The organism is Roseovarius halophilus (ex Wu et al. 2025) (genome assembly GCF_047086965.1).
In genome coordinates this window covers 1-11,363 of sequence record NZ_JBKOTX010000173.1, presented here as the reverse complement: position 1 = coordinate 11,363, position 11,363 = coordinate 1, and the positions used below count along the sequence as shown (strand labels likewise).

The 11,363-nt window shown below is 65.1% G+C and carries 8 protein-coding genes, 1 tRNA gene and 2 pseudogenes; 7 read left to right on the top strand and 4 right to left on the bottom strand.

The features are described from left to right. The first annotated feature begins 65 nt into the window (after positions 1-65). The 4 genes and pseudogenes from ACH107_RS24970 to istB all read left to right on the top strand — a co-directional run bounded on the left by ACH107_RS24970 (position 66) and on the right by istB (position 3,655). Positions 66-896: pseudogene (locus tag ACH107_RS24970) on the top strand (phage major capsid protein). A 219-nt stretch (positions 897-1,115) separates the two neighbouring features. Beyond that, on the top strand, positions 1,116-1,355 hold the full coding sequence (locus ACH107_RS24965) for a hypothetical protein (protein ID WP_412508264.1): 240 nt from the start codon (positions 1,116-1,118) through the stop codon (positions 1,353-1,355). Between the two features lie 72 nt (positions 1,356-1,427). Continuing rightward, complete coding sequence (gene istA / locus ACH107_RS24960; protein WP_412508262.1) at positions 1,428-2,927, top strand: IS21 family transposase; 1,500 nt, start codon at positions 1,428-1,430, stop codon at positions 2,925-2,927. Further along, a complete protein-coding gene (gene istB, locus ACH107_RS24955; protein ID WP_412508261.1) occupies positions 2,924-3,655 on the top strand; it encodes an IS21-like element helper ATPase IstB in 732 nt (243 codons plus the stop codon). Before istA ends, istB begins: the two co-directional genes overlap by 4 nt. Before the next feature lie 118 nt (positions 3,656-3,773). Here the strand turns inward: istB and ACH107_RS24950 are convergent, their stop codons facing one another. The 4 genes from ACH107_RS24950 to ACH107_RS24935 all read right to left on the bottom strand — a co-directional run bounded on the left by ACH107_RS24950 (position 3,774) and on the right by ACH107_RS24935 (position 8,938). Further along, positions 3,774-5,468 (bottom strand): DEAD/DEAH box helicase, encoded by a 1,695-nt coding sequence (locus ACH107_RS24950; protein WP_412508259.1) that lies wholly within the window; start codon positions 5,466-5,468, stop codon positions 3,774-3,776. 168 nt (positions 5,469-5,636) lie between these two features. Further along, positions 5,637-7,772 carry a hypothetical protein gene (locus tag ACH107_RS24945; RefSeq protein ID WP_412508257.1) on the bottom strand — a complete coding sequence of 712 codons (2,136 nt, stop codon included), beginning with the start codon at positions 7,770-7,772 and terminating at the stop codon, positions 5,637-5,639. Positions 7,773-7,877: 105 nt separating this feature from the next. After that, a tRNA-Asn gene (locus tag ACH107_RS24940) sits at positions 7,878-7,952 on the bottom strand. Between the two features lie 59 nt (positions 7,953-8,011). Continuing rightward, positions 8,012-8,938 carry an MBL fold metallo-hydrolase gene (locus tag ACH107_RS24935; protein WP_412508256.1) on the bottom strand — a complete coding sequence of 309 codons (927 nt, stop codon included), beginning with the start codon at positions 8,936-8,938 and terminating at the stop codon, positions 8,012-8,014. A 43-nt stretch (positions 8,939-8,981) separates the two neighbouring features. Between ACH107_RS24935 and ACH107_RS24930 the strand changes: the two genes are divergently transcribed. From ACH107_RS24930 to ACH107_RS24920, 3 genes and pseudogenes are all read left to right on the top strand, one after another. Beyond that, positions 8,982-10,289: an ATP-binding protein gene (locus ACH107_RS24930; RefSeq protein WP_412508255.1), complete on the top strand. Its 1,308-nt coding sequence runs from the start codon at positions 8,982-8,984 to the stop codon at positions 10,287-10,289. 88 nt (positions 10,290-10,377) lie between these two features. Beyond that, positions 10,378-10,836, top strand: coding sequence for a (2Fe-2S)-binding protein (locus tag ACH107_RS24925; RefSeq protein ID WP_412508253.1), 459 nt, complete (start codon positions 10,378-10,380; stop codon positions 10,834-10,836). A 3-nt stretch (positions 10,837-10,839) separates the two neighbouring features. Further along, positions 10,840-11,363 (top strand): annotated as a pseudogene (locus ACH107_RS24920) (xanthine dehydrogenase family protein molybdopterin-binding subunit); the annotation flags it as partial.

Sequence of the window (11,363 nt, the reverse complement as noted above, 5' to 3'; positions counted from 1 at the left end):
TCGAAATCCTGCACGTCCTGCCGGGCACGGTCCGAGGCCAGCTCGGGTCTGCGGGCAATGGCGGCATGCCTGTAGAAGGTCGCGGGGGCGATCGGCAGATCGAGGTTGCATCCGGCGACGTGGTTCTGCCGCTGTCCAATGCCGACGCGACAAGCGGCTGGGCCGGCGAGACCGACACGCGAAGCGGCACCAACGAGCCGACGCTGAGCGGACCGAAGCCGACTTTCGGCACGCTGTTCGCGCTGGTCGAGGCGACCGAGGAACTCGTGACCGACGCCGCCTTCAACGTGGCGGACTGGTTCACGATGGAAGCGGGCGCGGCCCTGGGCGAAGCCGAGGCAATCGCCATTGTCTCGGGCAACGGCACCGCCAAGCCGACGGGCATCCTCAACACGGCACCGGAGAGCGGCGCAGACGGAAGCCGCACGGCGGGCGCGTTCAAATACATCGCCTCGGGGACGGCCGACACGCTGGGCGCGGACGCTGCGGCGGTGTCGGACCTGCTGGCCGATCTGGTCTATGACCTGAAGGCCGCCTACCGGTCGAACGGGCGCTGAGCCATGAACTCGGCGACGGCGGGCACCATCCGCAAGCTGAAGGATGCGGACAACCGCCCGCTCTGGTCTGATGGCCTGGCGGCTGGCCAACCGGCGCGTTTGATGGGCTATCCTGTCATGCTGAGCGAGGCCATGCCCTCGATCGGCGCCGATGCGCACCCCATCGCCTTCGGTGACTTCGGCCGGGGCTATGTGCTTGCGGATCGCGGCGGGCTGCGCGTGACCATCGACGACAACGTGACCCAGCCGGGCCGCGTGCGCTGGTATATCCGCCGGCGTGTCGGTGGCGTCGGTTACGACGACCGCGCGGTGCGCTTCGCCAAGTGCGCTGCAAGCTAACGAGATGCGCGGGGCTGTTCTCCACCGGCCCCGCGACAGGCCGCGCCCGGCTTAGCTCGTCACGGGCAAGGCCGATCGCCACCGCGTCCGGCGTCCTGCCCTTCGGGGTTCGGGCGCGGTGGCACCCTACCGGGGCCTTCGGTTCCTCACCGGGGCAAAGCTGTAACCGGCAGTCCAATCTCTTCTTTGCCAATGCAGAAACCGAAGGAAAAAAGCCGAATGCCACGAAAGCCGAAACCCCATGCGTTGAAAGTCGTATCCGGCACGACGCGCGGCGAGGCCGCAGAGGCCACACCAGCGCGCCTGAGCGGCACCACGCCGCCCGCCTTTCTGTCGGATCGAGCGGCGCAGCACTGGCCCGAACTGGCCCGCCTGCTGGCCGGTATGAACGTCTTGAGCGACGGCGACCTGATCGCTGTGAATCGGCGTGCAAAATTGACCCACTTGGGTGGGTTATGAGCGAGTAAAATTGACCCACCTGTTTCGTTAACATCCGCGCTTCAAGTGCGGAGGAAAGAACAGGTGTTATTGATGGAAAGTGTATCGAAGATCCGGCGGTGGGTTCTGGTTGAAGGGCGCAGCATCCGGTCTGTTGCGCGGACGACGGGATTATCGCGGAACACGATCAAGAAGTATCTGAAAGACGACAGCCCGCCAAGCTATCAGCGGCAAGCGCCACCGGTCCGGCATAAGCTTTGCGATGGGTTTGATACTCGGCTTCAGGAGCTGTTCGATCAGGACCAGAAGCGACCACGCCGGGAGCGGCGGACAGCCCAGAAGCTCTATGAGCAGCTCGTGATGGAAGGCTACACCGGGTCTTATTCGCCGGTTCAGCGATTTGTCCGCGACCTGAAGCGGGTCGGTGCCGGTTCAGGCGAGGCTTTTATCCCGCTGCATTTTGCGGCAGGCGACGCGCTGCAATTTGACTGGAGCGAAGAGCGGGTTGTTCTGCGCGGTATCGAGCAAAAGGTGAAGGTTGCCCATTTCCGCCTGTGCCACAGCCGCAAGCCCTTTGTCGTGGCCTATCCCGGCGAAGCCCAGGAGATGGTGCTGGACGCCTTCGTGCAGGCGCTGTCTTTCTACGGCGGGGTTCCACGCCGTGTGATCATCGACAACCCCAAGACCATGGTGACCTATGTCTCGCGCTCGAAGGACCGGGTATTCCACCCTCGGTTCCTGGCCCTAATGAACCACTACGTGATGGAGCCGGTGGCCTGCACGCCCGCTGCGGGCTGGGAGAAGGGACAGGTTGAGAACCAGGTCCAGTTTTTGCGCGGCCGGTTGTTTTTGCCCAAACCTGCCTTCGATGATCTCGATGCGCTAAACGATTGGCTGCGCCTGCGGTGTGAAGACCTGGCAAACCGGCCCCATCCTGAGCAATCGGATCGCACGATTGCAGAGTTGTTCGAAGGCGAACGCGCCGAACTGCGCCCTCTGGGTCGGGCATTTGACGGATACGTGGAAAAGACCATTCGTGTTCGTTCCACCTGTCTGGTTCAATATGCCAGCAATCGCTACAGCGTGCCGTCCCGGTTCGCGGGGCAACATGTGTCGTTGCGCGCCTATGCAGGCCGGATCGTGCTGGTATCGGGCCAGGATGTCATCGCGGAGCACAAGCGTCGCTTCACCCGCAATGTCAGCTATTTTGAACCTTGGCATTACGTGCCACTGCTGGATCGCAAGCCCGGTGCTCTGCGCGACGGTGCTCCTTTTGTGGACTGGCAACTGCCTGAGACCATGCACCGGATCAGGAAGCACTACATGGCTGGTAAAGGCGGGGATCGGGAGTTCGTCGATCTGCTTCTGCTGGCCCAGGATCACGGGATCGAGGTGGTCGAGACGGCTTGCGAACTGGCGGTGCAACAAAACACCCTGCGCCTGCCCGCCATCATCAACCTGATTAACCAGTTGGTGGAGCCGGTCATCACGCCGCTCAGCGACGCCTATACCTATCCGCAGCTGACCTTGCGGCCCGAGGCGGATTGCAAGCGCTATGAGACGCTGTGCTCGACGGAGGAGGCTGCGGCATGAACGCCCTCATCGACCAACTGACCGCCCTGAGGCTGCACGGGATGGCAGCTTGCGCCCATGATTTGCTGTCCGCGCGCAAGCCACCAAGTCTGACCACAGCGATAAAGCAAATGATCGACGCCGAGACTGTAGAGCGGCGGGTGCGCTCCATCCAGTATCAAATGCGCATCGCGAAGTTCCCCCATCACAAGGACTTCGCCACCTTCGATTACGGTGCGGCCGCCGTCACCCAGACCCAGATCGAACCGTTCTGCACAGGCCAGTTCACCGAGGAGGCGCACAATCTCATCCTGGTGGGCGGAACCGGAACCGGCAAAACTCATATCGCCATCGCGCTTGGAACCACCCTGGTCAATAACGGCAAGAAGGTCCGTTTCTTCAACGCCGTCGACCTAATCAACGCCCTGATCAAGGAACAGGCCGAAGGCAATGCCGGGAAGATCATCCGGCAGCTCTCGGCATTGGACTGCATCATCATCGACGAGTTGGGCTACATCCCGTTCCCCAAGTCAGGCGGCGCATTGCTGTTCCATCTGATCAGCAAGCTCTATGAGAAGACCAGCGTCATCATCACCACCAATCTGGAGTTCGGCGAGTGGGTCTCGGTCTTCGGCGATGCCAAGATGACAACCGCGCTTCTGGATCGCGTAACCCATCATTGCGCCATCATCGAAACCGGAAACACGTCATACCGGTTCGCACAAAGCAAGCGACGCAGAAAAACATAAACGTCACGCAAGCAAAGCCCCCAGACGGACTCGCTATATGAGGGCGGCCCGCCTGGGGGCTTTGCACCGCATAGGCTGGGTCAAAATTAAACGCTGAACACGGGTCAGTTTTGAACGCTCATTGACACTCTGCGACGGTGCCGTCGGGGCGCACGGACAGCCGGCGCGGCTGTTGCTTCTTGCGGTTTTGTCGCAACACCTGGACGCCCCGTTTCTCTTCCCGCCATTCCTCCGGATAGGTCTCGATGTCTCCCGAAAAACGGAAGGCGTCTCCGGCCTCTTCGACCGGGGTAAGATAGCCGGGCTCTTCGTCCTCCGGATCGGATTTCGTGGGGGCATCGTCAATGTCGCGCGGGACCAGCTCGCGTCCTTCGGCACCTTCGCGGAGCGTGACGACATGGTATTCCTGGCCGCAGGACCGGCAGAAGCGCGTCGGGTAGAGGCGCGTGCCGGGGTCACCCGGGTCTTCGCGCTGCCCCTCGAGAAGAACCGAGCGGGACGGCGCCTTGAGCGTGGTGAGAACGTCGCCGGCGCCCGAGACGAAGCGATGCAGCTTGAAGGCCATGAAGGCGCCGTCACCGGAGCCTCCCCGGTCCTTTTCGGGGCGCGCGGCGATGGCGAGGAACTGCGCCAGCCGCTCGGCGGCGAGATCGACGGGGACGCCAGCATCGGCGGCGAGCTTTTCGACGGCGGCGTCGAACGGGATGGGGTCGCGCCGTGATCGGCTTTTTGCCTCATCGATCCCGATTTCGAGCTCCGCCCAGACGGCCAGCGGGTGCTGCTCGAGCGCGTCGTCTGTCAGGTCCGCGGGAATCGGCGCCTCGAGCACCTCTTTCAGGCGCGATCTCGCCGAGGAGAGGGAAAGCTCGTCACGGGTGGCACGGCGGAGGCTTTCGGTGATCACGGCGTCGGCGGTGATGCTTGCGCCGAAGATCCGCGATGATATCCCGGCGACCGTTTCGGCGGGATCGTCGGCGACATCCTCCGTGGCCATGGTGGCCGAGGTGCCGATGCAGATCGGCTCTTCGCCGCCGCGGCAGCGGTCGCGGAGGCGCCGGACAAGCACCGACACGTCCGCCCCCTGGCGCCCGCGGTAGGTGTGGAGTTCATCGAGCACGAGGAACTCCAGACCACGGCAATTCCCGATTACCCTGGCGTCGGTCTCGTCCTGCCGGGTGAGCAGCAGTTCGAGCATCATGTAGTTGGTGAGCAGGATGTCCGGCGGGTTCGCCGCGACGCGACGGCGTTCGGTGTCGTCCTCCTGGCCGGTATAGCGCGCGACGTTGGGCTGCATCGCCTCCGGCAACCCGGATTGCCCCACGAATTTCTCGATCTCGCCCAGCTGGGAATTCGCGAGGGCGTTCATCGGGTAGACCACGATCGCGCGCGTTCGCGGCGCTTCGCAGGCGTGTCTTGCGCGCAGGATCCGGTCGACGATGGGGACATAGAAGCAGAGCGACTTGCCGGACCCCGTGCCGGTCGTGACCACGAAACTCCGGCCGCGCAGCGCCTTGCTGATCGCCTCGACCTGGTGACGGTGGAAGCGAATTGGGACCGGGGTGCCATCGGCTGCCGTGGTGCGGAATACCCGGGCTGTCTCGGGCGCGAGGCTGCCGCTGCCGGCCAGTTCCTTGACGGTCTGCCCCTTCTCGTAGGCCGGGTTGAGGGCGAGGAAGGGGGACGGCCAGAACTTCTTGTCGGCGTAGTGTGAATCGATCGCACTGGACAAATCCAGGGCCCGAACACTTGTGAAGGAGCGCGAGAACCTCGCGTATTCGTCGATGACCGCCTGATCGAACTCAAACGCCTTCATCCCGGCACCCTCCCTCGTGACGCTTGGCACGGCGGCTCGTTTCCGGCAACCCTTGCGAAATTCGCGCGGGAATTCAATCGCATCCGGCGGTTGTCGCGCAACAGGGACGAAGAAACCACCATCCCGGCTGCTGTCGAGCGACGGGGATGCTCTCCGGTTGCGGGGCCGTCAGGCAGAGCGTTGCGTTCGCCGGTGGGCGTCGAGCTGTGTGACCTCGGCCGCCGCCCCGGTATGAAAGGGGTGCCGGATCATGGAGATGTCGATCTCGATGGCATTCACGCGCTCGAGCAGATCGGAAATTGCGAACCCGTCCGGGGTGTAACTGGTAATCCCAACATCGTGCTCGACATGCCCCATCAGATAGCGCCGGGACGTATCGCTGCAGCTGGTATGCACGAGGCCCTGGTTGAAGGTCGTGCGGAGGGCGTGGAAATCCATGTTCTCCTTGTAGACCTTCTGTCGTTTTCGATAGTCCTTGAACCTCTTCGAGAAAATCTCCGTGAAGGTCTTCTTGGCCTTGCTGCGCTCGAGCCAAGGAAAGAGACGCGGTTCGCCGTCGTGCTCGCGCAACGCGACCAGTTCGAGAAGCCCCAAGTCAATTAGGTTCTGATGCACCGGGATGGTGCGCCGTGCCGCGAGGCTCTTCAGGCTCTGTCCGGCGCCGCAGCTCAGAACAAAGCATGGAATGCCGGCGACATCGCGGATATCAGCCGTCGCCAGTTGAAGCACCTCTTCGCTGCGCATGCCGGAGTGGACCGAGATCAACGGCGCCCAGAACAGCGGATCACCTTTCTCCTCAAGGTCTTCCTGGAAGACTGGCGTGCGGAACAGACGAGGCAGATCATCGAACCAGACCTCGCGCTTGTTGTCCTCCTGGAGGAGTTCGCGGCGCTCATACTCGCGCTTCTCCCAGATATGCTCTTCCATGATGTTGGAATCGAGAAACCCCTTGGCGACGGCGAATTTGCAGATCCGCTGGAAATCCTGCATGTGGCGGTAGACCGTGGCCGCCCGGACCCGCGGCACGCGCCCGATATTGACATGGTACTCGATCTTGCCGGGGCTGGCGCCCTGCTTCTCAAGGCGATTGCGCGTGAGGTTCTCGTTGTGTGCATCCATCGCATCGGCTTCATGCGCGATGTCCTGAAGGCTCCGTCTTTCCCCCGGTTTGTCGCCGTAGGACCGGGGCAGGCGCTGGATCAGAGACCAGGCGGCTGACATCATCTCGTCCGTAACATCGCCAAGACGCGAGACCGGCAGCGCCTTGGTCAGGAGTTTCGTGGTCGACTTCACGTTCCCGGACGAATTCTTTGCCCAGCTCGCGCCTGCGGCCGCATGAGCCTGCTCATTGCGCCGGAAGGACCGGTAGCCCTGGCAGCGTGCCTCGATATATTCATCGGCGACATCACAGATCGCGGGGCCGGTGGCTCGTTGACGGGCCGGTTGATGGGACGTGTTCTTCTCGCGCGTCGCGCAGGACTGTGCACGGGCCGTATCGCGCGGTTGCGCCTTGGCCGCCCGCTCGGCCGGGCGGGAGCCGGCGTCCGGTTCGTGTGTCCGCTTGGACGTGCAAACCGGGGCTTGCGGTGTTGCTCCAAGACCCAACGCGGACATTCCGGCGACCAAGTCGATCGCCGGCCGCCCGTGCTCCGGGGGAACGCCCTGTGCCGGCGCCAGTGCGACCGCAGGCGGGGCTTGGCGGGTCCCGGCGAGGGCCGCATGCAGGTAGCGCTGCGAGCCGGCTGTTCTGCCGTGGTCCCTGCGCATGTTTTCCTCTCCGGCCTCGACCATGGCTTCCAGGGCGCGCAGCGCCAACCTCGGGTAATCCTCGTCCGCCTCGTCGAGATCGACCCCGAGGCGCTCGGCCGCAGCGCGCAGGGGCCTGCGCGCAATCTCCCGATCGCGCAGGAAAATGGCCTGGCGCAACGTCGCGAGGGCCGCATCCGCGCAGCTTTCCTCGTATGTGGCTGCCTCGAAGCTGCGTGTCGGAGCAAGCTCGCGCGCTAGGTCGGCCGCTTCGATCTGGAAGCGACAGAGTGCCGTGACCAATGTGTCCATGTCCTGGGCCGGAATTGCCATCGTCTTCTCCGCACATGCGGCGAAGGCCAGATCGGTGAAACCGGACAAGCGGCGCGCCACGACCTTCGCATTGCGAAGGACGTCAGTGCGAAGAGGAAAGAGCAGAAATCCTTTTCTGAAAAAATTTTCGTTCTGGATGTGCGGGGGTCGTTTCGGCCAGCGGCGGCGCCAGTAATAGAGCGCGCCGCGGCGTTCGAGATGCGCCTGGGCGGTGGTTCGGGGCATGACAGCGACTCCTGTGACAAGCGGAGTGCCAAGCGCCGTGCCAAATCCCGATGGCTCCGACTCCTCAGCCGGAATATCTCGCAAAATCAATGCTTTATATGATTTTGGCTCCGGCGGCAGGGATCGAACCTGCGACCAATTGATTAACAGTCAACTGCTCTACCGCTGAGCTACGCCGGAACACGAGGCGGCATATAGCAACAGCGTCGGGCGGCGTCCAGAGGAAAGGTACAGAATTTTCACCCCGCCCCCCGGTTTTCCGCGCGCGCCTCGAACACCGCGTCCGCGGCCAGCCTGCCGACCGGCGCCGCACGTTTTTTCGACGTGAGATCAACAAGGTGCGCCAGCACGTTCCGCGCCGCCGCCGGCATCAGCGCCGCCGGCACGTCGGTATATATGCGTCGGGCAAGCTCATCCGCCCTGCCCGGCCGCTCGGCGAGAGCGTCGAGAATGGCCCCCTCCCGGGCCCGGCGATGCGTGATCAGCCAGTCGAGACGCGCCGCGGGGTCGCGCACCGGCGCGCCGTGCCCCGGATGCAGGATGCGCGGCCCCGAACGTTGCAGCCGCGCGCAGGAGGCCATGAAATCACTCACGTCGCCGTCGGGCGGGGACACGAGCGAACTGGCCCACCCCATCACCAGGTCCCCGGTGAAAATGGTATCGTCCATGGCGAAGCAGAGGTGGTTCCCGAAATGCCCCGGCGTCCAGAGCGCGACAAGCCGCCAGCCACGCCCGGTCACGGCCGCGCCGTCGGGCAGCTTGATATCGGGGACAAACCCCGCATCCACCCCCTCGCCACCCCCGACCAGACCGGATGCCGCCAACCCGTCCATCACCGGGCTGCGGCCCGCCGTCGCCGGGCCATAGGCATGCACCGCCGCCCCGGTTTCGCGGCCGAGCACCGGGGCCAGTGGCGAGTGGTCAAGATGCGCGTGGGTCACGAGGATGTGGCTCACGCGGTCCCCCGGGCGCAGCGCCCCGAGAATCGCCGCGAGGTGCGCCGGATCATCCGGGCCCGGATCGATCACCGCGACATCGCCGGCCCCGACGAGATAGGTATTGGTGCCGCGATACGTCATCGGTGACGGGTTCGGCGCCACGATCCGCCGGATGCCGTCTCCCATGGTCTCGGCCACGCCGATTGGCGGGTTGAAATCATCGCTCATCGCCGGGCTTCCTCTTGGCGGGGTGCGGGTCTAGGTTTAGCGCATGTCGTTTCGCTGGCTCAAACCCTATCTGCCGCGCGGCCTTTACGGCCGGGCGATGCTGATCCTGCTTCTGCCGGTGGTGGGGCTTTTCCTCGTCGTCTCGGTCGTCTTCGTGCAGCGCAATTTCGAGGGCGTGACCAGCCAGATGACCCGCTCGGTCAGCCGCGAGATCCGCGTCGTGCTCGATGACAGGGACCGCCCCGTCGATCAGATCGCCGCCTCGCGGGCCGCGCAGATCCTGCAGATCGACGTTCAGCGCGTGCCGCAACAGGCAGTGCCGCCCGACCATGTGCGCCGCTGGTACGACCTGACCGCCGGCAACGTCATCGAGGAATTCACGACGCTCTTTCCCGCGCTGCTGACGGTCGAACTGCCCGACGACAAGAATGTCAGCCTGTATTTCCCCGACGAGGCCGGGGCGCTCAGGCTCGGGTTCGACCGGCGGCGCGTGTCGGCGTCGAACCCGCACCAGCTTTTCGTGCACATGCTGGGCTTCGGCGCGCTCATGACAGTGATCTCCTATTTCTACCTGCGCAACCAGTTGCGCCCGATCACGCGTCTGGCCCGCGCCGCCGAAGCCTTCGGGCGCGGCAGGCACCTCGCCTACCGCCCCGGCGGCGCGACCGAGGTGCGCGCGGCCGGCAACGCCTTTCTCGACATGCGCGCGCGGATCGAGCGTCAGATCGAGCAACGCACCCTCATGCTGTCGGGGGTCAGTCACGACCTGCGCACGCCTCTGACCCGGCTCAAGCTTGGCGTGTCGATGCTCGATGACGCCGACCGCATCCCGATGGAGCAGGACGTGGCGGACATGGAACGCCTGCTCGATGCGTTCCTCGCCTTCGCGCGCGGCGCGCAGGAAGGCGACCCCGAACCGATGGACCCGGTGGGACTGGTGCGCCAGATCGTCGAGGAGTGCCGCCGCGCCGACATCCCGGCCGAACTCGCGCTCGTCGAGGGCGCGGGCGACGTGCCGCTGCGGCGCGACGCCATCAAGCGCGCGGTCGAGAACCTCATCAACAACGCGGTGCGCTATGGCTCGAAGGCGGAACTTTCGGTGCTTGTATCCGACAAATCGCTGCGCATCCGGGTCGAGGATGACGGGCCGGGCATCCCGCCCGAGGCGCGCGAGGATGCCGTCAAACCCTTTGCCCGGCTGGAACCGGCGCGCAACCAGAACCGCGGCACCGGTGTGGGGCTTGGGCTGTCCATCGCCACCGACATCGCCCGCGCCCATGGCGGGACGCTTCGGCTCGGCGCAAGCAAGCGGCTCGGCGGGCTTTGCGCCGATATCGTGATTGCCCGTTGAGCCGGGCAACCGCGTCACGGGACAGGATGCGCCCATTGAAGCCCCACCGGGCCGTGCTACCCTGGAGCCCAACAGAACGGAGCGCCCGATGGACCTGACCGTGAACGGAAGAACGTACACCGTCGATATCGAAGCCGACATGCCCCTGCTTTGGGTACTTCGCGACGAACTGGGGATCACCGGCGTGAAATACGGCTGCGGCGTGGCCCAGTGCGGCGCCTGCACGGTGCACGTGGCGGGCCGGGCGGTGCGCGCCTGCCAGATACCCGCGGGACAGGTCAGGGGCGAGGTCACGACGATCGAGGGTCTGGGCACGCCGGAGGCCCGTCATGCCGTGCAGGCCGCATGGATCGAGCATCAGGTCGCGCAATGCGGCTATTGCCAGTCCGGCCAGATCATGCAGGTCGCCGCGCTCCTGAGCGATACCCTTGCCCCCACGGACGCCCAAATCGACACGGCGATGAACGGCAATCTGTGCCGGTGCGGCACCTATCCGCGCATCCGCGCCGCGGTCAGAACCGCCGCCGCGCGGCTCGCCGGGGGCTGAGCCATGGGACACACCGGCAAGATCGCGCGCCGCGGCTTCCTCGTCGGTGGCGCCGCTGTCGCCGGCGGGGTCGCGTTCGGCGTCTGGCGCGTGGCCACGCCTTATGCCAACCCGCTCGAAAACGGCCTGGCCGGGGGCGCGGCGACGTTCAATCCGTGGGTGCTGATCGACGCGGACAGGATCACCCTGATCACGCCGCATGCGGACGTGGGACAGGGCATCATGTCGGCGCAAGCCGCGCTTCTGGCCGAGGAAATGGACCTCGAGCCCGGGCAGTTCCACACCGCGTTCGGCCAGCCCGACAAGGCATACTGGAACACCGCCATGGCGGCGGAGGCCGCGCCCTTCATGGCCACCGACGACCGGTTGATCGCGCAGGCCGCGCGCGGTGCCATGACCGGCGTGTTCAAGCTGATCGGGATGCAGGGCACCGGCGGATCCAGCTCGATCCCCGACAGTTTCGACAAGCTGCGCCGCGCCGGCGCGGTGGCGCGCGAAACGCTCCGGGCGGCCGCGGCGCGCGAAAC

Excerpts from the sequence above, each read along its gene's own strand:
- ACH107_RS24935 (WP_412508256.1), bottom strand. The coding sequence starts at position 8,938 with ATGAGCGATGATTTCAACCCGCCAATCGGCGTGGCCGAGACCATGGGA.
- istB (WP_412508261.1), top strand. The coding sequence starts at position 2,924 with ATGAACGCCCTCATCGACCAACTGACCGCCCTGAGGCTGCACGGGATG.
- ACH107_RS24950 (WP_412508259.1), bottom strand. The coding sequence starts at position 5,468 with ATGAAGGCGTTTGAGTTCGATCAGGCGGTCATCGACGAATACGCGAGG.
- ACH107_RS24945 (WP_412508257.1), bottom strand. The coding sequence starts at position 7,772 with ATGCCCCGAACCACCGCCCAGGCGCATCTCGAACGCCGCGGCGCGCTC.
- ACH107_RS24930 (WP_412508255.1), top strand. The coding sequence starts at position 8,982 with ATGTCGTTTCGCTGGCTCAAACCCTATCTGCCGCGCGGCCTTTACGGC.
- istA (WP_412508262.1), top strand. The coding sequence starts at position 1,428 with ATGGAAAGTGTATCGAAGATCCGGCGGTGGGTTCTGGTTGAAGGGCGC.
- ACH107_RS24965 (WP_412508264.1), top strand. The coding sequence starts at position 1,116 with ATGCCACGAAAGCCGAAACCCCATGCGTTGAAAGTCGTATCCGGCACG.
- ACH107_RS24925 (WP_412508253.1), top strand. The coding sequence starts at position 10,378 with ATGGACCTGACCGTGAACGGAAGAACGTACACCGTCGATATCGAAGCC.